This is a genomic window from Acinetobacter sp. YH01010 (genome assembly GCF_013420775.1).
Lineage (GTDB): Bacteria > Pseudomonadota > Gammaproteobacteria > Pseudomonadales > Moraxellaceae > Acinetobacter > Acinetobacter amyesii.
Window position 1 is genome coordinate 153,078 of the sequence record NZ_VOYF01000006.1, and the last position, 22,751, is coordinate 175,828.

Sequence of the window (22,751 nt, forward strand, 5' to 3'; positions counted from 1 at the left end):
TACAGGAGGAGCGAAAATGAAACTACAATTTTTAATACCGAAAATTGTCTTTCTTGCCGTATTCGTTTCGATCTGTGCCTCGCTACAGGTATTTAAAGATTATTTTATCTATTGGCAAGATGACTTATTTCATGATTTTTGGCGCTTATGGACCGCACATTGGGTTCACGTCGGTTGGATTCATTTTGTTTTAAATATATTGGCCTTTATTTGCTTACCGTTTATTTTCCCACGAGTTTCGACATGGCATTTTGTTGCCATTTTATTGATTTTATCTCCTTTAATCAGTCTAAGTTTCTATTTTTTCTTACCCGATATTGAAGCCTATGCCGGATTATCTGGTGTCTTGCATGGTGCCTATGTCGCGGTCGCTTGTGTGCATTTGATGTATCGACGGGAGCGAAATTTTGCAGCCTTTGTATTGTTGCTGATTTTGGCAAAATTGGTGTGGGAAAATACCGTGGGCAATACGGGAACGGCTGAATTAATTGGAAGCCCCATTTTAGTCGAAGCACATTTATTGGGGGTGATTTGGGGCATTATCATCGCCTTGTTCTATCTTGTTGGCAATTATTTCTGGGATCGTTAGCTCACTTTAGGTGATTGGGTTGACAAAAAAAACCGAAAAGAAAATACATATTGTCATTTTAATGTTTTGAGTATTGATGCAAATTTAAACGTAATAATAAAACAGTTAGGTCAGGGAAAGGAACTTCTCGAACCGATAAGGAAGAGGGTGCTTAGTCTAGCTAGGCTCCAAAATAAAAATAGGAAGACTCATGCAAAATGATGCACAAAACAGATCCAGCATCGTTGGTCTGTTACGTTATGTCTGGACAGAATGGATTTCGACTCTAGTCGTATTGATCTTGCTTCTGCTTACACTAATTATCGGTACAGGGGAGATGATCCATGGGCAGTTGCTCCGTATGGGAGAGCGACTGTATGGTGACCCTGCAACAGGTATGCAGTACTCTTTTTTAAGGGCTGAGCCTGCCAAGCCTGAATGTGACCGTAACCCGAATGTCGATGCGTTGGTGAAAACTCAAATGCAAGCCAATGCAGCAGATGAGTTTGCTGATTTTTTTGGTACGGCATCTGAGAATGACGTTCGTTCGTCTATTTTAGCGAGTGTGCAGCAGTGTGAAGAAAAGTATCAATTTTATGATAAAGCCATGCAACATATGGAGAAGCATCCGAGTATTCGCGCCTATCGTAATTTTGAAACAAGCTTCTTCGGTATCTTTAAATTTGGTACTGAAAATCGCGCCATTTTGTTGATTTTTATGGTGGTTATAGCTGCGATTAGTGCGACATTGAAAATTCATCATATTGGTCTACGCGGTCCTGCAACCAAGAAGGATTATCGTGTTTATAGCCTGATGATGAGCTTCGGTAATGGACTGTTAACCTACTCAAGTATCAGCCAATTCAATTCAGTGAAAAATTCGGGAGTTCCAATGACCACCGAAACTGAACTGATTTATTGGATGTGGATGACGCTGTTCTCAATCCTGACATTGATCAGTGTTTTGCAATTGTTTAGTCCGCCAAAAGATGCCAAAGAGGGCGGTAGTCTTAGTTTCGCGTTCCTAAGCGTGCCTTTATATGCGTATATGGCGTTGATTACAGGTATCGCCTTTATCTTCTTTATGGACTACCCGATGGGGCAAGGCATCTATTTAGGGCAATTGGTCGAGTTTTCAAGTATTTTCCTGAATCTAGCGTTATTCATTTGGGCGGGTATGTTGTTGAAGCAAACCCGTGTCGTAGATTTATTCTTGAATATTTTACGCCCATGGAACTTAGCTCCTGAGACTTTAACATGGCTGATTTTAATCGCAGCAGCATTGCCTACAGCCTATACTGGCGCATCGGGGATCTTTGTCATTGCGGCAGGCGCGATTATTTATAAGGAAGTGTGGAACGCTGGCGGACGCCGTCAATTTGCCTTGGCTGCAACAGCAATGTCCGGTTCGCTTGGGGTGGTTTTACGTCCATGCTTATTGATTGTGGTTGTTGCATCGCTAAATAAAGAAGTGACCACGGATCTGCTTTATCAATATGGTATTTATACGTTCTTGCTGACATCTACGATGTTTTTAATTGTGTCGTTATTTTTTGCAGAACATAAGTTCCGTATTGCTCAAGCCAATGTGGCAGCGCCGCAGTCAGGACGTGCCTTCTTAGCCGTTATTCCTTATATTGTGATTTTCGTGCTGATCTGGATGTTCTATAAATATTTATTGAATACAGATTTAAATGAATTTACTGCACCAGTCATGATGCCTGTTATTCTGCTGATGATCGTTTTAGTGGATAAATTACGTCATCAGCCAGCACCATTGTCAGCAGTTGGGCATTGGGATGAAACACTAACAGCAAATTATAGTGCGAATGCTGAACCTGCTTTAGCCGGCGCACAGGTTGCACATGCAGAATACCGTGAAGGATTACATGGCAATAGCACAGATGATGGGCAGGCTGCGAATCATACAGTGGCTCAATCCAGCTCTATGCAGATTCTACGTCAAGTTGGTTTTTGGAAGTCGATGCATATTTCGACCAGTGAAACCGTTGGACATATCGGTGCTTTGGTTATTTTGATGGCGCTTTCGGTAAGCGTTGGTGGATTGCTAGAGCGTACTGAAGTCATGAGTTTATTCCCAACTGATATCAGCAGTACTTTTTTGGTTATCACATTGATTGTCGGATTGATGGTCTTTGTGGGTATGATTATGGATCCGTTTGGCGCAGTCATTTTAATTTCTGCAACTATTGCTCCTGTAGCCTATCAATACGGTATTCATCCTGTGCATTTTTGGATGATTACACTCATTGGTTTTGAGCTAGGTTATGTTACGCCTCCAGTTGCATTGAACCACCTCTTGGCCCGACAGTCGATAGGGGATGCTGAAGTCAATGAAGCGGATGCTGAAGTTCGTCACTTGTCGTTTTATTACCGTTATGAACGTTGGATTTTGCCGCTGATTGTGCTGTTCCCTGCAATGTTGATTATTGCGTATCTGCCGTATTTCTTTAAGCTGTTTGGTTGGTATCAATAAATTAATTTTGAAGCATTAAAAAAGCACCTTCGGGTGCTTTTTTATTGAATAAGGGGCTGTGCATTTGATGGTAAATGGTTTGAATCTTTATGACTTTTTAAACTTATTTTGTAGGATTGGACTACAGAGCAAAATCGCTAAAAATATAAAAGCAAAGCCGAATAGGCTGTAAATGTCTGGCAGTTCCTGCCAAAGAACAAAGCCCCAAATACCTGCAAAAATAATCGTGATATAGTTCACGGGGCCAATTTGACCTGCGGGTGCGAGCTTATAGGCATTGGACATAAAAATTTGACTGATATTGGCCAAAAGTCCCGCTGTAATCAGAAAAGCTAACTCTTTTAAACTATAGGGACGCCAGAGCCAAAACATTGGGATCATGGAAATAAGTGTGCCAAAAAAGCAGAAATAAAACACAATGCGTTCAGGCGGTTCTGTTGCTGTAAGCGCACGGACAGTGACAAATGCCATGGCTGCCAAGAAGCTTGCGCTCAGTCCGATGAGTGATAACTGATTGAACATTCCTGCATCGGGCTTTGCGACGAAGAGCACGCCGATTAAACCAATGACTGCGGCAATGAGCATACTCAGGGTCATTTTTTCTTTTAAAAATAACCATGCAATTAAGGGGATAAAGATCGGTGAGGAATAGGTGAAGACCATGGCATTGGAGAGTTTTAAGTGTGCAATGGCATAAAAAAAGCCATACATTGCCACCAAGCCTACGATTGAACGCCATGTATGCATCCACAGTTTTTCAGTTCTAAAAAATGTGCTCCCTTTTTGCAGGATCAAAGGGAGAAAGATCAATAAGCCAACCGCATTTCGAAAAAATACGATGGTGGCATTATCTACCGTGTGAGATGCGTAGCGTATACAAACCCCCATGATGGAAAAAAGCAGCGCTGACAGCATGAGAAAGCCAATTGCTTTGGGGATATTCTGTGGTGTAGTAGTGGACATAACAAAAAGGCTAGAAAATCTGATGATATTCTAGCCTATAAGTACGCATGGTGTAGCAGAAGTCAGTTATTTTGCTTGTTGCGCTAACTGTGCTTCGAGTAATTTAATTTGTTCTTCTTTCAGTTTAATCAGCTCATCTGCATCTGAATGTTGCTGTTTTAAACTTTGCTCCTGATCATTCAATTGTTGTTGAATGTCATCTAATTTGGCAATTTCTTCTTTGGCTAAAGAGGCATTTTCAGGCACAGCTGCATCTAAAATGTCTTCTTCGACCAATTTAATGGTGTCAGTCTCTGCGGCAGGGACTGATGCTTCAGTCTCAGATTGGACAGGGGTTGCAACAGGCGGTTTAGCCGGTGCAGCGACCAGTTCTTCTTGAAGTGCAGATTTATCTGCTGTACTGCTGCTTAACCATTGATATGCAAAAAAGATAGCAATCAATAACGTTAAGCCCCCAATGATTCCAACTAACAATTTTGGATTATGTCTTTGATCTTCTGTCATTGCTTGACCTTAATTTTTATTTAGGCTGACGTGGCTTAAATTGGATCACACCGATATCGTCTGGCACGGCGGGTTGTTCAGGTTGATCGACATGAGTCGGTCGATTTTCACTGTAACCACAATCAATGCATTCGATCCATTCGTCTTCGCCAGAGGTCAGCATGACAACCCGGTCCATCGCTTGGCATTTTGGACATTTTGCACCTGCAATGAAGCGTCGTTTAATGGTCATCATACTTACCTTGAATCTAACTAAGGTCCCTAGTTTAAGCGTTTTTAGATGCGTTCGTCCAACCTTGATGACGCAGCAAAGCATCTATTTTTGGCTCGCGTCCGCGGAAATTGATAAATGCGTCAAGTGCCGTATCTTTTCCGCCAACTGCTAGAATAAATTGTCTAAACGACTTGCCAGTCGAAGTATTAAAAATTCCTTCATTTTCGAATCGGTCGAAGGCATCACTTGCCAAAACCTCTGCCCATTTGTATGAATAATAACCAGCAGCGTAACCACCTGCAAAGATATGACTGAAACCATGTTGGAAACGGTTGTACGAAGTAGTGGGTGCAACTGCATATTTTTGACGAATATCATCTAGGGTGTGTTGGATGCCTGCAGCGTCCAAAGCAGGGTTGGCCTTATGGATATTTAAGTCAAACATGGCAAATTCAATTTGACGTAACGTTTGCATCCCTGACTGGAAGAAACGCGCATCTTGTAGTGCTTTTAACAGATCGGCTGGTAAAGTTTGTTTTGATTCGATATGTTCACTGAGTAAATCTAAACTTTCTTGATCCCAAGTCCAAAATTCCATGAATTGACTTGGTAGCTCTACTGCATCCCACGCCACGCCATGTGTACCAGCCACAGCAATATTATCGACTTCAGTGAGCATGTGATGTAAGCCATGACCAAATTCGTGGAACAACGTCGTTACTTCATCATGGGTAAGTAAAGCAGCTTGCTCACCGACAGGTGGGGTAAAGTTGCAGACCATGTAGCAAATTGGTTTTTGCAGACCATTTTCAGTTTGCATGCGTGAACGGAAGCCGCTCATCCATGCACCGCCACGTTTACCGCTTCGTGCATACAGGTCAAAGTAAAAACCGCCAATCACGCTGCCTTGATCTTCAAGTTCAAAATAACGTGCATCAGGATGCCAAACAGGCGCTTCACGCTCGATTACATTGATGCCATAGAGACGATTTACAATGCTGAACAAGCCTTGAATAATCTTAGGTGCAGGGAAGTAGGGCTTCAGGTCTTCTTGTGACAAATTAAACTGTTGAACTTTGAGTTTTTCTGAGTAGAAAGTGGCATCCCACGGTTGTAACTCAGTGATACCGTCTTGCGCTGCAATGGCTTTCAGTTCAGCGATTTCTTTCTCTGCTGGTTCACGCGCATGTTCTGCCAATTCAATCAGGAACTGATCTACAGTCGCTACATCGGGTGCCATTTTGCTTGCCAAGGACAATTCGGCGTAGTTGTTAAAACCAAGCAGGCTTGCCATTTCCTGACGTAGCTTCAAGATTTCTTCCATGACCGCTGTATTATCAAATTCAGCAGAGTCTGCCTGATCAGAAGCACGTGTGGTATAGGCTTTATAGAGCGCTTCACGCACTTCGCGGTCTTCTGCATAGGTCATAATGGCAATATAAGACGGGAAGTCGAGTGTGGCTACAGCCTGTTCGAGTTCGCGTTGCTGACCATATTGTTTCAGAAGTTCAATACTGCCTTGAGGTAGTCCTTTGAGCTGCGCTTCAGTTAAAGGTTTGAAGTAGGCTTGGGTGGCATCCAATACGTGATTGGAAAAGTCTGATGATAACTGTGAAAGTCGTGCAGATATTTCTGCATAGCGTTTTTTCGGTTCACCTTCTAAGGCTACGCCTGAAAGTTTAAAATCTCGTAACGCAAGTTTAATCGCGCTTTGCTGTGCTGCAGGAAGCGTGTCGAAAACACTGTTGTCATGTACATGCTGATACGTTTGATACAACACTGTATGTTGACCTAGCTGCGTATAGTACTCACTCAGGACGGGTAGTAAAGATTGGTAAAGTTCACGAGTTTCAGCATTATTCATCACGGCATTTAGATGCGACAGCACGCCCCAAGCTTCACTCATATTATTTTCAAGGTCATCGACCTGTTCTAACGTATTTAGTTGTTTTTGTACCGAATCTGGAACAACTGTCAGTTCATTTAGAAATTGTTGACCGTGTTGAATCGCATTTTGAATTTTTTCTTTGAGTTGATCTAAGGTAATTTGATCAAATTGAGGAACGGGCAAAGTTGCCTTTTCTAAAGTCATATTTTCTACTTCATATAAATCCTGAGTTATTTATAGATGTAGGGTTTGTTGCGGGTTAAATCAAGACTAAATCAGGAATTATTCATCTTCTGCAGAGGTCGAGAAGTCTTCACTGACCTGAAGAATCAAAAAGAGCGCCGAAGCGCTCTTGATTTAAACCTTAATCCGCAGATGATTTTGCATTGGATTTTTTCTTTTTCGGTTTTGATTTTTTCTTCACTTTATCTTTAGCCTTCGCTTCAGATTTGCTTGCAGATTTTTTAGCAGGCTTTTTACCGAATGAACTGGGCTTAGATTTCGATTTTTTGCGTCGTATGGGCTGTTCTCCATCTTCAGCAGCGTTGGTTTTACGTTCTGAAAAGACTTCTTCTTTGGCTGTAGGTTTTGCAACACGAGGGGCACGCGCGCGAATAGCACGACCTGCATGGCTCAATTGTTGAATCAATTCAAAGTCGATTTTGCGCTCTTCTAGATTCACACCAGCGACTTTAATTTTCACTTCATCGCCGAGACTGAAAACTTGACCTCGAGATTGACCAATTAAGCTCTGACTCGGTTGGTCATAGACAAAGAAGTCATCACCCAATTGGCTGACGTGGATCATGCCATCAACATATAAGTCTTTGAGCGTTACAAACAGGCCAAATTCAGCAGTTGCACTGATGGTACCGACAAACTCTTCACCCAAATGCTGCTGCATGTAATGGCACTTCAACCATGTAGTGACAGAACGTGAAGCTTCATCCGCACGGCGTTCGGTCGCAGAGAAGTGTTCACCTGCATCATCCAGCGAAGCACCAGAAATTGGGTAAGGCTTTTTCTTTAATTGTGCTTTGATGGCACGGTGAAGTAACAAGTCTGGATAACGACGGATTGGAGATGTGAAATGCGTATACGCTTCATAAGCCAAGCCAAAGTGACCTGCATTGTTCGCGCCATAATAAGCTTGCATCATTGAACGGAGTAAAACGGCATGAATACTTGGAGCATCAATACGGTCTTTGGTGGCATCGATTACGGCTTGATAGTCAGCTTGAGTCGGCTGTTCAGGGAATGGCAGCCCCAATAACTTCACAAAATCACGAACCTTTTGAATACGTGAAAACTCAGGTGGCTCATGCACACGGTACAGCATTGGAATTTCATTTTTTAATGCATATTCTGCCGCTGCGACGTTTGCCAACAACATGCATTCTTCAATTAGCTTATGTGCATCATTACGGCTGCGCGGTAGGATTTCGTTAATACCGCCTAGCTCATCAAAGGTCATATAAGTTTCAACGGTTTCAAATTCCATCGCGTGGCGTTCAGCACGTAAGCCTTTCAACACTTGATACAATTGGAATAAGGTATTGACCGATTTACGTACATCACGGTCTTCAGGAATGGCTTGACTATTACCCTCAAAATATTCGGCCACTTGAGTATAGGTCAAACGAGCTTTTGAATGCATTACACCCGGATAGAACTCAAACTTAGTGACACGACCCGCGCGAGATAAGTTTAAATCACAGACCATACATAAACGGTCTACGTGTGGGTTCAAAGAACATAAACCATTCGACAGCGCCTCAGGCAACATCGGCAATACAAAATGAGGGAAGTACACCGATGTACCGCGCTCTTGAGCTTCGTCATCGAGCGGTTTACCCGGACGTACATAATGGCTGACATCGGCAATTGCCACGACAACACGATAACCACCACCCGGACGTTTTTCCGCATACACGGCATCATCGAAGTCGCGGGCATCTTCACCATCAATGGTGACAAGCGCTAAATCACGTAAGTCGACACGATCTTCACGATCTTGTTCTGATGGCTCTTTAAAGCTGTTGGCTTCTTGTTGTACCGCTTCAGGGAATTCGTAAGGTAAACCAAACTCTAAAATGGTTTGCGGAATAATAATTTCAGTGTCTGCTTTATCTGCCATCGACTGAACAATATGACCTGTCGCAAATTCTTCTTTGGTTGGGTAGCTGTCAATCGCAATACGCACAGAGTCGCCGAGTTTGACTTTGGCATGCTCGATTAATTCTTTTTCTAAAGTAATCGGTTGGTGTGCATTGGGATTTGCCGGTTGAATAAAATATTCACCTTCATATTCAGACACTTTACCAATAATTTCTTTGACACGATGCTGTAGAACTTCAGTAATAAAGCCCCATGCCTTGCCTTTACGGTCTACCGATGTTTGGCGGACTTTAACACGGTCACCATTAAACACCTGACGCAACTCACGTTCAGGAAGTAAAAGGTCATCTTCACCGCTAATATTGGCTGTGCCTAAACCTTTTGAGTTGATATAAACCGTTGCTTCATGAGTCGGTTGCTCAGCTGCAAGCTGGAACTTAAATCCATCTTTCATCAACTGACCATCTCGAACCATCGCAATCAGACGATGACTCAGTGCATCAATACTTTTTTGATCGGCAATTTCAAAATGTTCTACAAGATCGGCATGCGACATTGCAGTTTTCAGTTGTTCAATCGTCTCTTGAATTAGAGTACGGCTTGGAATTGGATTGTCATAACGTTCGGCTTCAGCTTTTGCTTCAGGGTCGACCCAGTTTTTCATATGTATTTGGCTTCAAATCAGAAGATTAGGATTAGCATAAGTCATGCAAGCAGATACTGCACGCAATTGATTGCAATAAAGTGTTTTATGCCGATATTTTATAATGTTTAAAGCTGAAATGTAGGGGACAGCAGTGTGTGCTGAACTAATTTTGCACTAATTTTTTGAAAATCGTTTAAAAAATATCTAATTGAGTAAAAAAATGAAAAAAATATAACGACTGTGCTTGCAGTCGTATCATGATCTTTGTATTATGGCGGCACGTTACGGTGAGATGGGTGAGTGGCTGAAACCACATCCCTGCTAAGGATGCATACGGGCAACTGTATCGAGGGTTCGAATCCCTCTCTCACCGCCACGATTTACTTATGTCGCGCTCATAGCTCAGCTGGATAGAGCACTTGGCTACGAACTAAGGGGTCGGGAGTTCGAATCTCTCTGAGCGCACCAATAAGTAAATCTGAAAACGTAGTCTTTTAAGACGACACAAGTTACGCGCTCATAGCTCAGCTGGATAGAGCACTTGGCTACGAACTAAGGGGTCGGGAGTTCGAATCTCTCTGAGCGCACCAACTTGAACAAATTACCGCACATGTTGTGGTTTTTTTGTGCCTGTGATTTATCGTTTTGATGCAGCCTGTCTTTTGTCTTTTGTCTTTTGTCTTTTGTCTTTTGTCTTTTGTCTTTTGTCTTTTGTCTTTTGTCTTTTGTCTTTTGTCTTTTGTCTTTTGTCTTTTGTCTCTTACTTAGATTGTATAAAGCGTTGTATTTTATAAGACGACCCATCAGTAAATTTGATTTTGCTTTTTTCAGCAGATAAACCCTCATTTCAGATGTTCATGGCGATGCATTTTTTAAAGCTAAGATAAAGAAAAGTTGGTGAGTTAAAGCCGCGATTCAATGATGGCGATATACTTGTTATCTATCTTGAGCATTTATACGTGAGTATTGCTAAGTTTAAATTCCAAACTTGTGATGCAAAAGTCATTAAAAAAGTAAATCTAGCTGATTTTTAGCGTGTTTAAAGGGTAATTGTTTATTTGCTGTGCGTTTGGTTAAATTTATATGAAAAAGCTCTTAACAAAAAATAAAAATCACGTATAATGAGCCTCATCAAGACGTCGCGCTCATAGCTCAGCTGGATAGAGCACTTGGCTACGAACTAAGGGGTCGGGAGTTCGAATCTCTCTGAGCGCACCAACTTGATCAAGATTGAAAAACCGCACATGTTGCGGTTTTTTTGTGTCTGAAATATAGCTAAAAACAATAAATTCAGTTCATCAATCAAGGTTCTAACTTAGCTTTTGTTTAACTTTGAGTGCAAAGACCGTATTTCCGCCTAAAGCCGGTAACATGTCGTGATACGGCATACTGCGCATAGCACGAAGTAAAAACGGTGCTTTGTCATCAATCTTCACCGCACTGGTCAATTGTAATAACGACCCTTGTTGTAAGGGGCGAATATGCATTGCACCTCGGACAAACTTTAAGTCCCCACCTGTTGCGGTATATTGATTTTGCAGTAAGTCGGGATAGTTAAAACGCATCTTAAAATCAAAGGGAATATTGATCACACCTAAACCCACCGAAATTTTATAGTCGGCATCCATGAGGTGCGGATTAATTTTCTGCACTTGCATATGTTTGACTTGTCTTGGAAATAAGTGCTTGAACGAAGACACATTAATCCAGCGCTGTAAGCTCGAAGGCTCTTGTGCATAATATTGAAAACTGGTGCTAAAGCGCATGAATTCATAATTTTGCCCAAAGGGAACGCGCTGCGCTGTCAAAATAAAGGACACAGGTTCTTTCGAGCTTTGACTTAATTGGGTGATTTTGTCGAGTTGAGAGGCATTCAATTTGAGTTCAGGCAATTGATTTGCAGCGAGAGTTTCACTACTAAAGGCTTTAAATCGGCGCTGTAATGATTCGAGTAAAAAACCATTGGCTCCCGCAGGAATCCCTAATTTGGCATCGGGTAAGGCATTTAATATTTTGCTAAACAAAAAACCTTTGGGCTGATTTAAATCGCCCCATTGGGTCACACTAATCAAGGTGTGTTGTGCATCAATCTCAAACCATTCAATTTTCCCTGCACCAAAGGGCACTGGTGCTTCTAGAACCAAACTATTAATGCTGTTGTGCTGAATTTGGTGCTGCATCACCACAGTTTCTTTAAAGTTTAAAACCGGAATCGGCGTCGGGATGTGGATGCGATATTCAACTTGGCTGGTTGAACCTTGCTGTTGCAAAACCTCAGCAGATTTTAGCGTGGGAAATAAGCCGGCGTAGTTTGGATAATTACTGAGTAATCTGGCGACATTTTTACTGTTGGTTGGGACAACCACTGCGGCACTTTGAAATTTACCAACGACTTTTTGTCCTGCTTTCATCGTGGGTAGACTAATTTGCTGTGAAGGATGTGCAAAAATCACGATGTGATCACCGGCAAGATTTGCCAAGGCTTTGGCATTGCCATTAAATAAGTCCAAACTACTAGGGATCTGGGGTTGCCATTGAACGAATTTGGCCCAACTGGTCGATATACTCAGTCCACTCAGAAACACTAGCATCATGATTATTTTTGTTATCTGCATGTCACATCCTGCGTATGCAATCTTTTATTTGTTGCTGTTTTTAACGTATTTCTAGAGGGAAGGGAAGTAGTGATGTGTTACAACCGATCATTAAAAAGCATGAAGCAAGTTTGAATTGTGGTGTAGTATTTAGCGCAATTCATTTTTAAATATTCATACGCTTATGTCTGAAAATCTACCTGCATTATCGCTGCGCTATTTTTTAAATCTAGAAGAATCACAGGATGGTTTTGCACTAGCTACTTTTGGCAAAAAGCAATTTACGCGTTTTTTAACGCCAGCCATTAGCCTTGGGATTATCATCTGGGGTTTTTACTTAGGTGTAAATGGTGTCGGTGCCTACTATGTTGGGCTGGGTGCTTTCTTTTTACTTCTTCAAGGTATCATGCGTTATTGGTTTTTACCGATGATGTTTAAACGCCAGTTTGTAAAATACCAATTAGGAAAAAGTGAACAAGGTATTGATTTATTTCAAGACTATGCAGAAATTCATGCCAATGGTCGTAAGAATATCTTCCATTATGTTGAAGTGGCCAATTTTGCTGAAGGCAAATTGACCTATATGCTTGAGCTGAAAAATAAAACCGTGATTATTGTGCCGAAAAGTGCATTTAAAGATACTGCGGACCAAGCGATTTTTAGCAATACTTTTCAGCACTAAGACAATCTATTCATAACAAAAGAGGGAGTAGTATGCAGTCACGTCCATCTAAAATTGTTTGCGTCGGTCGTAGTTATGCAGATCATGCCAAAGAATTAGGCAATGCAATTCCTGACCGTCCTGTGCTTTTTATGAAGCCGCCAAGTGCATTAACCGCATTAGAGCAAGGCATCACATGGAATCCTGCATGGGGCAGTTGCCACTATGAATGCGAATTAAGTTTACGTATTGATCGCCCTTTATCGGCTGAAACTGATCCTCTCAAAGCCTTAGAAGCAGTTGGAGCTGTGACTTTGGGCCTAGATCTGACTTTGCGTGATCTACAAGATTACTTAAAGAAAAAAGGTCAGCCTTGGGAGCGTGCCAAAGCTTATGATGGTTCTTGCATCCTTGCGGATTGGGTCGATGTCCAAGAGGTGGTTCAAGATTGGAAAGATGTGCATTATACCTTGCATGTCAATGATGAATTGCGTCAGAACGGTGATACTGCATTGCTGATTTTTGATGTGGGTACTTTGTTGGCCGATATTAGCCAAGTGTTTAGTCTTGAGGCGGGTGATGTGGTCATGACGGGTACGCCTGCAGGTGTCGCGGCACTACAGTCAGGTGAGCAGTTGAAAATGACCCTAAAAGGCAAAAATCAGGACTATGTCTGGACAACCTTTGTCAAATAATCTGTGAACGACATACAAAAAGGCTGCTTAATGCAGCCTTTTTTGATTGATCTATTCAGTACTGCTTGATGGTGGTGGCTCATTGGGTTGTAAATAAAGGACCAGTGTCTTTCCATGTTTCATAGGTGTCTGCCATATGCTGTGAGTCGGTGTCTCCCAATGCACCAGCTTTGGCATACCATTGTCGCGCTTTTTCACCATCTCGAATATCATAATGATAATAATGTGCCATTTTCATCGCCGCGTCAGCATCTTGCCCTTGTTCTGCGGTGTAGCTTAAATATTCAGCTGCTTTGTCGGGTGTAGACGAAGGATGTTCAGAAAAATAATGTTGATTTCCCAAGACTTTGATTGCTTCGACATTCTTTTGTTTGGCAGCTTTTTCATACCAAATTTGCGCTTGGTGCTTATCTTGAATTAAGCCTTTTCCCGTGTCGTACATCCAACCAACGGTATATTCAGCAGCAGGATCATGAGTCTTTTTTGCAAGGTCTAGCACCCAGTGTGCAAGGAAAATATTGCCATCTTGCTGCATCTTTCGAATCACTTGATCTGCATGCGGGTTTCCTTGGTAGGCTTGAGTCATCAACCATGCGAATGCGTCCGTAGTGCCTTGATCCGCAGCAGCTTTGTACCAATGTACACTTTGTTCGATATTTTGTTCTGTGCCCGTTCCAGTGAGGTATAAATCACCCACTTTCATTTGCGCAGTCGCATCACCACTTTGAGCTATTTTGAGTGCAGATTTAAATTCACGCTGTTCTTTGGAACTACAAGCCGTTAAAAATACGGCAGATAAACACAGCGCTAAAATGGTTTTTTTATTCATTTGAAATGGAATTATTATCATTTTCGTAGATTTTTTGATCTTAACGGATTGTTGAATCACTTTATAGAGACCCTTATAGCTAAATTTAAACACATTTAGGGTTTTAAAGCGGATTTCCTAAACTGATCTGGGGTGCAAAGCATCCATTTTTTAAACATATTTATAAACGCCGAGGCATTGGCATAACCAAGTTCTAAAGCAATATTTTCGACGGTTTGACCTGCGTTGAGCATGGACATGGCTTTCATGACTTTGAGACGTTGTCGCCATTCATGCAGGGACATCCCAAGTTCTTTTTGACAATAACGCGCCAGAGTACGTTCCGTCATATTTATCCGCTTTGCCAATTGCTCAAGCGTGCTCTGATCTGCAGGATGTTGATGTAAATAATCAAGCAGCTGTTTGAGGGCAGGGTGTTCCGAATGCGGTAAATAGCTACTGACCAATTTGGCTTGATGCAGTTGATCTAAGATCACATGGAGTAAGCGTTGATACTCGGCCGTATTTTCCATGAGATCGGCTTGTTGATGCAACAGACGCAAATGGCTGAATATCGCTGTAACTAAAGGTGAGCTGAGTAAAATCCCCGGTTGTTTCGGCAAGTGGGTGCATAGAGATTCATGTACATATAAGGTGCCATGTGAAACTGCAGTACGATTTAAACCACTATGTTCTAAGTGTGGGGGAAGCCAAATGCCATAAGGTGGTGGGGTAATATAGTCTATCTGGTTGATGTTCACTTCCATTACGCCATTAAAGGCATAGACAAACTCGCCCCAAGCATGTCCATGAACGGGATAAACAGACAGTGCAGGATCGTCACGAAAACTGATCCACAGTGCTGCTTGAATTTCATCGTTGGTGGGAAGTTGTTGCAACTGCGTATGATCTGCACGAGCTTTATGACGCATGAGAAATTTTGCCTGAATAAGAAGATCACTTGTCTATTTTGAAGTATATATTTTATTTCTGACAGTTCTATAGTGTTGCTTATCGTATTGTCGAGTAAATAGTGTGGAACAGCGTAAGGCGCTAGATGCAAAAGCTTCTGGCCTGATGATTATTTTGTGCATGATTTTAGGGATTCAGCAGGTCATTTTGAAATTGGCCGCGGTTGATATTGCGCCGATCATGCAAATTGCCATTCGATCGGGTTTGGCTGCGCTGTTGGTCTTTCCACTGATTCGTCTCAAGCCGGGAACACATTTATATACACGCGAATACTTGCTGCCGGGTATTTGGTTGGCGTTTTTATTTTCAGCCGAATTTATTTTAGTGGCAGAATCCCTGCGCTATACCTCTGCATCACATACCGTTGTCTTGCTCTATACCGCACCGATTTTTGTGGCATTAGGTTTACATTGGAAGTTGCCTGAAGAAAAACTCACAGCGATCCAATGGGTCGGTATTTTTATTGCCTTTTCAGGAATAGTACTGTCGTTTATGGGACGTGAAAGTAGTACTACAGTCAACACTCAAGCCCTGTTGGGTGATGCGATGGCATTACTTGCTGGGGTGATGTGGGCCTTGACCACCATTTCATTAAGACTCACCAAACTCTCTGATGCACCTCCGACTCAGACCTTGTTTTATCAGTTGGTTGGTGGTTGTGTATTTTTATTACCCGTGGCGTGGCTGACAGGACAAATGACTGTACATTGGACGGTGTTGTCCATCAGCAGTATGATTTTTCATGTGCTCATTATTTCATTTTTTAGCCTGATGCTTTGGTTTTGGCTGTTAAGTAAATATCTGGCCAATGGTCTGGGCGTTTTTTCATTCCTTACCCCAATCTTTGGACTGGTCTTTGGCGTATTGATCTTAAACGAAACGATTGAACTGAACTTTATTTTGGGAACGGCCTTAGTAATGGTTGGAGTGATGACGGTAACCTTGCATCGGTGGTTGTCTAAATTGATGGGACATCAGTGCACAGCGATCTAATATCATGTATAAATTAAAAGGGAGAACTGCAGTTCTCCCTTTTAATTTATACGGTTATTTTTCTTCAAAAATAGTCGCAAGCGGTATCGAGAGTTTGGCCGCGAGATAATCATCCGATTCGACCAGTTGCGGCCCAATTTTTTCCATCCAAACATCATCTGGATCGACGCGACCTAAATCTTGCCGTTTAGGGAGCGGATAGGGCAGCTTACTGTAAAAACTCCAAAAGTCCACTTGGGTTAAATTACGAACTAAAACATAATGATCATCATCTGTACGTTTAATCAGGTGTTGCTCTTCAAACAATAAAATATAGCTTGGCAGGCGGCCGATTTCATCACGCCCTAAAACCTCAAGCGCTTCTTTTTCTGTCACGCTCTGACCGAGTTTTTGCTTTTTATAAAATAATTCAAGCAAATCCATCAACATAATAACAGGATGACGTTTTTGGTCGTTGCCCGAATTGAAAGCGGTCAGTGCATAACTAATTTCTACCCCAATCAGTACGATATTCCATGAAAGGAATATCCAAAGCAGGAAAATTGGCACTGCAGCAAAAGCACCGTAAACGATTTGATAACTGGTGAAATTTGACATGACAAAACCAAAGAGGTTTTTGAGTAATTCAAATACCACGGCACTAAAGACACCCGCGATCAGCGCCGCCTTAATCGGCACACTGCGGTTGGGAATCGTCCAATACAGAATGAAAAAACCTAAAATGGTCAATGAAAAAGACAAGATCCACAGCAGAAAAGCCCCATCCAGTTCATAGCCGGCAAAATTATTGCTGAGGACATTCATAGAGGCCAAGGTAGATGACACAACAAATGCGCTACCCAATAAGATTGGGCCTAATGAGATAATAGTCCAATAGCGCATAAAGCCAATAATGCCGCCACGTGTCTCACGCACCCGCCAAATTCGGTTAAATACTGTCTCAATGCTGGTCAGCATCATAACTGTGGTAATGAATAAAAACAGTACACCAATAACAGTCAGGTTACTGGATTTATCGGTGAATGCATTCAGTGCTTTATCAAAAGCAATTGTCGTTTTCGGTAGGAAATTACTATAAATCAATTGTTGAAGCTGTTGACGAGCAGGTTCTAAAGCTTTAATTGAGGAGATGATGACCAAGAATACGGTCAACATGGGTACCACTGCAAACAAGGTGGTATAGGTTAATGATCCTGCTTGTTCACGGCAGCGATCGGCTTCAAAACGTCGAATGACAAATAAAACAAACTGAAACCATTTCTTGTCGTAAAAGGGAAGTTTTTTTAAAAATGCTTCGATCATTCGTTCAAGTCTCGAGTTATTTTAGTCATGTTTATGCAATTTTCATCACTTAGCTTAACCAAAAAATAGGAAAAATACCGTATAGTTTTCTTTTTTCATTGAATTTATAAAAATGACGCAAGCTTATGTACTGGTGTTGTATTACAGCAAATATGGTTCAACACGTGAGATGGCACATTTAATTGCCAATGGAATTGAAGCGTCTGGAATGGCAGTAAAAATACGAACCGTTCCAAATTTATCTACTGTGGTGACTGACGTGCAGCCCAGTATTCCTGCCGAAGGCGATATTTACTGTAGCTTAGATGACTTAGCGCATTGCTCAGGTTTAGCCCTTGGTTCGCCAACACGTTTTGGTAATATGGCGTCGGAAATGAAATATTTCTGGGATCAAACCACAGCGCTTTGGCTCAATGGCGCATTACATGGCAAACCTGCCTGTGTGTTTACCAGTTCAGGTTCAATGCATGGGGGACAGGAAAGTACTTTGCTGACCATGCTGCCGCCTTTGTTTCATCACGGAATGATGGTTATGGGTTTAACTAATGCCCATCCTGCATTATCGAATACCAAAACGGGTGGTACACCTTATGGTGCAAGCCATGTCAGTGGTCCACGCCATGATCAGTCATTGAGTCAAGATGAGCGTAACTTGTGTGAAGAGCTGGGTAAACGCCTAGGCGAAGTCGTCAAAAAGTTGATTTGATACTTACTTGCTCTAGGAAGTTGCGCTAACTTTGTAGCGAACGGGCAAGAAAAGGTTTAAATATTGCACTTTTCTTGCTTTATTTACGTGTGACGTCTTTTTATTTATGACGTTGTATACCGCCCAAAATATAAAAATAAATCTGTCGAACTATTCCTGAAATATTAAAAATAAATAATATCAATAATATATTGAAATTTTTTAAATACAGCCTGCTCAGTGATGGCCTTGAGTCGAATATTGCTGTCTCGTTGGGCGCGTTATTTTTATTTTTTGATTACATGATTTGTATTTAAATTTCTTCTTTAGGGGGGGTGATGTCTATTGTTAATTTTCTAATGACTTTCCTGTGTTCCGTATTGGCTGCATCTTCCTTGTGTACGGCAATGCCAGTTTATACAGTATGGATTTCCCGCAAGAGAAAAAAGCTGAAGAAAAAGAATTTTTGGCGAAACAAGATCAAGTCAAAGCAGAATCAAAATCTTTAACTGATGCTTCAAAATAATTGATTCGCCATGGTTTTCGAATAGCATTTCAATAGACTAGAAATACATATTAGAAAAACAATAACCTATAAAAAAAGAGCGCTGATGCGCTCTTTTTTTATATCCAATTTAGTCTTGATCCGAAGTCTTTGCAGCGTCTTCAGGCTGTTGCTCAACTTCAAAGCGCTGTTTGCAGTCTAAACATTGGTAGTCGAGAAAAATATTTTGATCGACGATCACGCCGGCTTTTTTACCAAAACGGTGTCCTAGAAAACCGCCTGTAATGCCGACGCTAATTGCACCAACAAAAGTACCGATGGTTCCGCCCATAATCACGCCAAGTGGGCCTGCAGTCACACCACCAATCGCAGCACCAATAGATGCGCCAGATGCCGCACCACCGACAGTCCCTGCAGCAGTTCCTGCACCACTGAGTAAAACCCCACCAATTTTTTGTAAGTTTTGTTCATGGTTACGCTTTTCAATATGGGTTGATCCACATCTTGGACATTTAACTGTCGGTTCCATGTTTTGATCTTCTGTATTCATAACTTTCCGTAGCCTTAAAAAATAAAGTGGCCGAATTTATGGTGCAGCATAATGTAATTTGACAGATGAGTAGTTGACCCATTTGATCAAATGCAACGATTTTCCTGAATTTTATCGAGTTTTGCGCACAGATGTTTTGTCTGCTTGTAACCAAGGCGTTAAAAAGTACGCTCTACGTCACCTTAATCGTAAGTTTTTAGCAAAAAAAAGAACACCTGATGTGTTCTTTTTTTCTTTTGAACGCAAACTTAGTCACGAACAAATTCAACTGTACCATTCGCCAGTGATTTCACACGTGCCAATGATTCAACGCGATAGCCTTTTTCAAGCAAAATATCACGACCAGGTTGGAATGATTTTTCAATCACGATACCGATACCCAATACTTCAGCACTTGCTTGATGAATAAGATCTGCAAGACCTAAAGCCGCTTGACCATTGGCCAAGAAGTCATCAATCACTAAAACTTTATCTTCAGCATTGATGTGCTTTTTAGAAATCGCGATAGTGCTTTCAGTTTGTTTCGTAAAAGAAAACACTTTTGAGCGATACAAATCATCTTTTAAGGTTAAAGATTGATATTTACGTGCAAAAATCACAGGAACACCAAGTTCAAGACCAGCCATTACTGCAGGTGCAATACCTGATGCTTCAATCGTAATGATTTTTGTGATGCTAGCATCTTTAAAAAGACGGGCAAATTCTTGACCAATTTGCTGCATCATCACAGGGTCAATTTGGTGGTTCAGGAAAGAATCGACTTTCAGAACTTCTTCAGAGAGAACGATACCTTCAGCTAAGATTTTCTGTTCCAGAGCGTGCACGGGAGAATCCTCGAGGGGCAGGTGCTTTTTAAAGCAAAAGCGTATTTTAAAAAGCACCGTGAAAAATGCAAGCGAAATTGATCAAATCAATTAATTTGTTGCACCTTTATAGCCCGTTAACAATAAACCGTAAGAGGTTTTATTGTCTTGGTGGGAAACTTTGACAGGTAGGTAATCTAGTTTTGGTGCTAACCAGAAAGTCGTTTGACGGCCTGGTTTATCATGACGCATCACGACTTTCACGGTGTCAAAAGTTCCATAAGTGGTTTTCACTTTTTCAGTGCCTTGTTTCACGAACTTACGAGCTTCAACCTCTTTGGCATCGGCAATGTAGTAATTCGATTTCAAACCACCATTTTTTAAATCTTCACGAATTTGCAATTCAGCATTGAGTTCATCTAACACACCTGATTTCCACGCAAATGAACGCGCTTTATCATCTTTTTTGGTATTAATGGTTTTTGCGCCAGCATTAAAATTAATATTCATGGTGTTGTTGTGCACCAAAATTTTGCTGCTGCGGCTAAAGCTGTTCGAGTGAATTTGGCTGCCATTTAAACTAAAACGACTGGTTTCAGTTGCAGAGGCCATCGCACCAGCTTTTGCTGCGAAAACATACGTCCAGTTATTCCCAGATTGTTTTAGGGTACGTGTTGCAGAACCCAAGTTTTTGCCGTTGTAATTAAACTGGTAGCTTGCTTGGAATGGACTCATGGCAAATGACTGACTTGAGAAACCAGTCAAAAGCAGTGTAGTCGATACCCCAGCAACAAGACCTAAATTTTTCAAAACTGAATGTGCCATAAGTATGGTTTTCCTATTCAATAGAAGTGCGGTGGGCTAAACCACCTGATATGTTTATTATGCGGCTGGATTGTGGAGAATCACGTCACAAATCCGTGCCTAATGTATATATTGTGTAGCGTTTTTATAGGTTCAAGATGCCTAAGTACAGGATAAGTCTAGCTTTCCTTTTGCTTTATAGGCGTGACTTCATCGTCTTTTAAATTTGAATCATCCCAGTCTTCCATCCGTTCTTGCGACATTTTGGTGAACAATGCTGTTAAATTAACATTACCAATCACCACCAATTCGGCCTCACGTAAAACAGCATGGTTGACATGGACTTTGCCCAGTGTGTCGATAATCGATCGACTTTTACCGAGCCAGCGATTCAGGTCTAAATACAGTAAATCATCTTTAACTTTGATCACATTGAGCTTTTCCAAAATCATACCCAATGGATCTTGGTTGAGTACTTTTTGATAGAACCATAACGCCATGCGCACGCCCATCTTATACAGAACATTTGGATACTTTGCTTCAATCACTTGTGTATCACTAATTTGTTCAAATACGATCAATTGGGTTTGTTTGTTGAGTTCCATTTGTACCAGTTTTAAATCAACAGAGAGTGTTATGATCAGCCCGTTATAATCCAATGTGGCATACAGTCGAAGCCAGTCATCATGCAGGTCAGCATGCAAGTCTTTGAGCATTTTCACATTATCGGTGACAAAGCGCTGAAATGTCGCATTTAAAAACACTTGAGACATTGGGAATTCACGCTCATCTTCAATAAATCCTTCAGCTTTTTGGTACACTTGGCGTATACGTTTAGCGATATTGGAAACTAGCGTTTGCATAAGAAGTGCATCCTGACAAATTATGTTTTTTAACGATGTTTATCTTGTCGATTTCTATAAAAACACAAGGTTTTGATCTTGCAGTTTAGCAAAATAAATTGCACCATTTTCATGATTTTAATTGTGCATTATCGATGTGTTGATGGATTTCTCGTTTTCATCAAAAAATGAATACGAGTTTTATTTTATACTGTTTTAAGCAGTTTGGGGAATGCGGCAAATTGTCGGTTTAATGTGATGCTGAAAAAAATAACGTTCATGCCCTTGATGAAAGAGTGGTGGAAAGATCCCATATTTGCAACTGCATTGGCGTTTGCTGCTGTGTTGCATTTGGCTTTTTTAACCATGCAATTTACCATGCCCCAAGAGGCGGATTATAACACCAAAGAAATTGCAGTTTCTTTACGTCCTACGACGGAAAAAATTGAACATGCGGACTTTTTAGCGCAAGCCGATCAGCAGGGCTCGGGGACATTCCGTGAGTCACATCGGATGTCGAGTGACATGCCTGCACCGATGATCGAACAAAAAGCCGGTGAGCAAAAAAGTGAAGCTTTAGAGCAACTGCAACAAAAAAAAGAGCTCAGTTTTGAAGATAAAGTGTTGATGACAACTTTGAGTTGGCAAAAACAAGCGGAAGAAAACAGTCGCAAAAAAGCTGTTGAGGAGTTGAATAGTCAGTTTCAGGCCAAGGCTGCGATGGTGGCGAGTATCGAAGCTCAATATTTACAACGTCAGCAAAACTTTAGCCGTCAGCAAAAAATTAAAACCATAGATGGTATTCAAGCCAAGCAAGATGTTTCTGCGGCCTATATGGAAAAGTTTCGTGAAAAAGTCGAGTTTTACGGTAACCGTTACTATCCTGAAGCGGCAAAACAGCAGCAGCTACGAGGTGAAGTACGCTTAATGGTTATTTTGAACAGTAATGGCGGGATTCGTGCCATTCGTTTGATCGAAAGTTCAGGTTCAAGCTTATTGGACGAAGCTGCAAAAACCTCTGTGCGTAAGGCGGCACCTTTTGGTTTGTTTGATGCCAAAATGAAAGACATCTCAGAACTTCGTATTGTGCGGACTTGGCGCTTCGATCCTGCAGAAGCAGAGTTTGAGGTTCGTTAAAA

At 41.5% G+C, this 22,751-nt stretch carries 21 protein-coding genes and 4 tRNA genes; 12 read left to right on the forward strand and 13 right to left on the reverse strand.

Annotated elements, in window-relative coordinates:
* The first annotated feature begins 16 nt into the window (after positions 1-16).
* Both rrtA and FTT77_RS07620 read left to right on the forward strand, forming a co-directional pair.
* Positions 17-589, forward strand: a complete 573-nt coding sequence (rrtA, locus tag FTT77_RS07615; protein ID WP_168379122.1) for a rhombosortase — start codon at positions 17-19, stop codon at positions 587-589.
* 190 nt (positions 590-779) lie between these two features.
* Positions 780-3,065, forward strand: a complete 2,286-nt coding sequence (locus tag FTT77_RS07620) for a TRAP transporter large permease subunit (protein ID WP_180026052.1) — start codon at positions 780-782, stop codon at positions 3,063-3,065.
* Positions 3,066-3,152: 87 nt separating this feature from the next.
* On the opposite strand, the gene FTT77_RS07625 is transcribed toward FTT77_RS07620, so the two are convergent.
* The 5 genes from FTT77_RS07625 to rnr all read right to left on the reverse strand — a co-directional run bounded on the left by FTT77_RS07625 (position 3,153) and on the right by rnr (position 9,416).
* A complete protein-coding gene (locus tag FTT77_RS07625) occupies positions 3,153-4,028 on the reverse strand; it encodes a DMT family transporter (protein WP_180008432.1) in 876 nt (291 codons plus the stop codon).
* Between the two features lie 66 nt (positions 4,029-4,094).
* Positions 4,095-4,532, reverse strand: a complete 438-nt coding sequence (locus tag FTT77_RS07630; protein WP_180026051.1) for a hypothetical protein — start codon at positions 4,530-4,532, stop codon at positions 4,095-4,097.
* Positions 4,533-4,548: 16 nt separating this feature from the next.
* Entirely contained in the window at positions 4,549-4,758 is a 210-nt protein-coding gene (locus tag FTT77_RS07635; RefSeq protein WP_171256675.1) for a YheV family putative zinc ribbon protein, read from the reverse strand.
* 40 nt (positions 4,759-4,798) lie between these two features.
* On the reverse strand, positions 4,799-6,838 hold the full coding sequence (locus FTT77_RS07640; RefSeq protein WP_180026050.1) for a M3 family metallopeptidase: 2,040 nt from the start codon (positions 6,836-6,838) through the stop codon (positions 4,799-4,801).
* Between the two features lie 160 nt (positions 6,839-6,998).
* On the reverse strand, positions 6,999-9,416 hold the full coding sequence (gene rnr / locus FTT77_RS07645; RefSeq protein ID WP_180021624.1) for a ribonuclease R: 2,418 nt from the start codon (positions 9,414-9,416) through the stop codon (positions 6,999-7,001).
* 268 nt (positions 9,417-9,684) lie between these two features.
* On the opposite strand from rnr, the gene FTT77_RS07650 reads away from it, so the two are divergent.
* From FTT77_RS07650 to FTT77_RS07665, 4 genes are all read left to right on the forward strand, one after another.
* Positions 9,685-9,774: transfer RNA gene (locus FTT77_RS07650), tRNA-Ser, on the forward strand.
* Positions 9,775-9,789: 15 nt separating this feature from the next.
* Positions 9,790-9,866: transfer RNA gene (locus FTT77_RS07655), tRNA-Arg, on the forward strand.
* Between the two features lie 45 nt (positions 9,867-9,911).
* A tRNA-Arg gene (locus FTT77_RS07660) sits at positions 9,912-9,988 on the forward strand.
* Between the two features lie 551 nt (positions 9,989-10,539).
* Positions 10,540-10,616: transfer RNA gene (locus FTT77_RS07665), tRNA-Arg, on the forward strand.
* A 92-nt stretch (positions 10,617-10,708) separates the two neighbouring features.
* On the opposite strand, the gene FTT77_RS07670 is transcribed toward FTT77_RS07665, so the two are convergent.
* Positions 10,709-11,992: an SRPBCC family protein gene (locus FTT77_RS07670; protein WP_257223979.1), complete on the reverse strand. Its 1,284-nt coding sequence runs from the start codon at positions 11,990-11,992 to the stop codon at positions 10,709-10,711.
* 184 nt (positions 11,993-12,176) lie between these two features.
* Here FTT77_RS07670 and FTT77_RS07675 point away from each other — a divergent pair, with 184 nt between their 5' ends.
* Entirely contained in the window at positions 12,177-12,674 is a 498-nt protein-coding gene (locus FTT77_RS07675) for a YcxB family protein (RefSeq protein ID WP_180026048.1), read from the forward strand.
* Positions 12,675-12,706: 32 nt separating this feature from the next.
* Positions 12,707-13,348, forward strand: a complete 642-nt coding sequence (locus FTT77_RS07680; protein ID WP_180026047.1) for a fumarylacetoacetate hydrolase family protein — start codon at positions 12,707-12,709, stop codon at positions 13,346-13,348.
* Positions 13,349-13,427: 79 nt separating this feature from the next.
* Here FTT77_RS07680 and FTT77_RS07685 read toward each other — a convergent pair whose 3' ends face one another.
* Both FTT77_RS07685 and FTT77_RS07690 read right to left on the reverse strand, forming a co-directional pair.
* A complete protein-coding gene (locus FTT77_RS07685; protein ID WP_180109104.1) occupies positions 13,428-14,177 on the reverse strand; it encodes a tetratricopeptide repeat protein in 750 nt (249 codons plus the stop codon).
* Positions 14,178-14,272: 95 nt separating this feature from the next.
* Positions 14,273-15,088 carry a helix-turn-helix domain-containing protein gene (locus FTT77_RS07690; protein WP_180026045.1) on the reverse strand — a complete coding sequence of 272 codons (816 nt, stop codon included), beginning with the start codon at positions 15,086-15,088 and terminating at the stop codon, positions 14,273-14,275.
* A 103-nt stretch (positions 15,089-15,191) separates the two neighbouring features.
* On the opposite strand from FTT77_RS07690, the gene FTT77_RS07695 reads away from it, so the two are divergent.
* On the forward strand, positions 15,192-16,121 hold the full coding sequence (locus FTT77_RS07695; protein ID WP_180026044.1) for a DMT family transporter: 930 nt from the start codon (positions 15,192-15,194) through the stop codon (positions 16,119-16,121).
* A 54-nt stretch (positions 16,122-16,175) separates the two neighbouring features.
* On the opposite strand, the gene FTT77_RS07700 is transcribed toward FTT77_RS07695, so the two are convergent.
* The gene (locus tag FTT77_RS07700) at positions 16,176-17,423 is read right to left on the reverse strand and encodes a YihY family inner membrane protein (protein WP_078192438.1); all 1,248 of its coding nucleotides are present in this window, start codon (positions 17,421-17,423) and stop codon (positions 16,176-16,178) included.
* A 112-nt stretch (positions 17,424-17,535) separates the two neighbouring features.
* Here FTT77_RS07700 and wrbA point away from each other — a divergent pair, with 112 nt between their 5' ends.
* Together wrbA and FTT77_RS07710 are read left to right on the forward strand one after the other, a co-directional pair.
* Positions 17,536-18,129 (forward strand): NAD(P)H:quinone oxidoreductase, encoded by a 594-nt coding sequence (wrbA, locus tag FTT77_RS07705; RefSeq protein ID WP_180026043.1) that lies wholly within the window; start codon positions 17,536-17,538, stop codon positions 18,127-18,129.
* Between the two features lie 349 nt (positions 18,130-18,478).
* A complete protein-coding gene (locus FTT77_RS07710) occupies positions 18,479-18,634 on the forward strand; it encodes a hypothetical protein (RefSeq protein ID WP_180026042.1) in 156 nt (51 codons plus the stop codon).
* 109 nt (positions 18,635-18,743) lie between these two features.
* Here the strand turns inward: FTT77_RS07710 and FTT77_RS07715 are convergent, their stop codons facing one another.
* The 4 genes from FTT77_RS07715 to FTT77_RS07730 form a co-directional block, all read right to left on the reverse strand.
* Positions 18,744-19,142, reverse strand: coding sequence for a hypothetical protein (locus FTT77_RS07715; protein WP_180026120.1), 399 nt, complete (start codon positions 19,140-19,142; stop codon positions 18,744-18,746).
* 269 nt (positions 19,143-19,411) lie between these two features.
* On the reverse strand, positions 19,412-19,987 hold the full coding sequence (locus FTT77_RS07720) for a xanthine phosphoribosyltransferase (RefSeq protein ID WP_180010539.1): 576 nt from the start codon (positions 19,985-19,987) through the stop codon (positions 19,412-19,414).
* 90 nt (positions 19,988-20,077) lie between these two features.
* Complete coding sequence (locus tag FTT77_RS07725; RefSeq protein WP_180010540.1) at positions 20,078-20,791, reverse strand: DUF3108 domain-containing protein; 714 nt, start codon at positions 20,789-20,791, stop codon at positions 20,078-20,080.
* A 158-nt stretch (positions 20,792-20,949) separates the two neighbouring features.
* Positions 20,950-21,633, reverse strand: a complete 684-nt coding sequence (locus FTT77_RS07730; RefSeq protein ID WP_111885941.1) for a hypothetical protein — start codon at positions 21,631-21,633, stop codon at positions 20,950-20,952.
* Between the two features lie 258 nt (positions 21,634-21,891).
* Here FTT77_RS07730 and FTT77_RS07735 point away from each other — a divergent pair, with 258 nt between their 5' ends.
* Positions 21,892-22,749 carry an energy transducer TonB gene (locus tag FTT77_RS07735; RefSeq protein WP_213033255.1) on the forward strand — a complete coding sequence of 286 codons (858 nt, stop codon included), beginning with the start codon at positions 21,892-21,894 and terminating at the stop codon, positions 22,747-22,749.
* Positions 22,750-22,751 lie beyond the last annotated feature (2 nt).

What these genes read in the sequence shown, in the direction of transcription:
- rrtA (WP_168379122.1), top strand. Translation starts at nt 17, where the DNA reads ATGAAACTACAATTTTTAATACCGAAAATTGTCTTTCTTGCCGTATTC.
- FTT77_RS07620 (WP_180026052.1), top strand. Translation starts at nt 780, where the DNA reads ATGCAAAATGATGCACAAAACAGATCCAGCATCGTTGGTCTGTTACGT.
- FTT77_RS07625 (WP_180008432.1), bottom strand. Translation starts at nt 4,028, where the DNA reads ATGTCCACTACTACACCACAGAATATCCCCAAAGCAATTGGCTTTCTC.
- FTT77_RS07630 (WP_180026051.1), bottom strand. Translation starts at nt 4,532, where the DNA reads ATGACAGAAGATCAAAGACATAATCCAAAATTGTTAGTTGGAATCATT.
- FTT77_RS07640 (WP_180026050.1), bottom strand. Translation starts at nt 6,838, where the DNA reads ATGACTTTAGAAAAGGCAACTTTGCCCGTTCCTCAATTTGATCAAATT.
- rnr (WP_180021624.1), bottom strand. Translation starts at nt 9,416, where the DNA reads ATGAAAAACTGGGTCGACCCTGAAGCAAAAGCTGAAGCCGAACGTTAT.
- FTT77_RS07670 (WP_257223979.1), bottom strand. Translation starts at nt 11,992, where the DNA reads ATGATGCTAGTGTTTCTGAGTGGACTGAGTATATCGACCAGTTGGGCC.
- FTT77_RS07675 (WP_180026048.1), top strand. Translation starts at nt 12,177, where the DNA reads ATGTCTGAAAATCTACCTGCATTATCGCTGCGCTATTTTTTAAATCTA.
- FTT77_RS07680 (WP_180026047.1), top strand. Translation starts at nt 12,707, where the DNA reads ATGCAGTCACGTCCATCTAAAATTGTTTGCGTCGGTCGTAGTTATGCA.
- FTT77_RS07685 (WP_180109104.1), bottom strand. Translation starts at nt 14,177, where the DNA reads ATGAATAAAAAAACCATTTTAGCGCTGTGTTTATCTGCCGTATTTTTA.
- FTT77_RS07690 (WP_180026045.1), bottom strand. Translation starts at nt 15,088, where the DNA reads ATGCGTCATAAAGCTCGTGCAGATCATACGCAGTTGCAACAACTTCCC.
- FTT77_RS07700 (WP_078192438.1), bottom strand. Translation starts at nt 17,423, where the DNA reads ATGATCGAAGCATTTTTAAAAAAACTTCCCTTTTACGACAAGAAATGG.
- wrbA (WP_180026043.1), top strand. Translation starts at nt 17,536, where the DNA reads ATGACGCAAGCTTATGTACTGGTGTTGTATTACAGCAAATATGGTTCA.
- FTT77_RS07715 (WP_180026120.1), bottom strand. Translation starts at nt 19,142, where the DNA reads ATGGAACCGACAGTTAAATGTCCAAGATGTGGATCAACCCATATTGAA.
- FTT77_RS07725 (WP_180010540.1), bottom strand. Translation starts at nt 20,791, where the DNA reads ATGGCACATTCAGTTTTGAAAAATTTAGGTCTTGTTGCTGGGGTATCG.
- FTT77_RS07730 (WP_111885941.1), bottom strand. Translation starts at nt 21,633, where the DNA reads ATGCAAACGCTAGTTTCCAATATCGCTAAACGTATACGCCAAGTGTAC.
- FTT77_RS07735 (WP_213033255.1), top strand. Translation starts at nt 21,892, where the DNA reads ATGCCCTTGATGAAAGAGTGGTGGAAAGATCCCATATTTGCAACTGCA.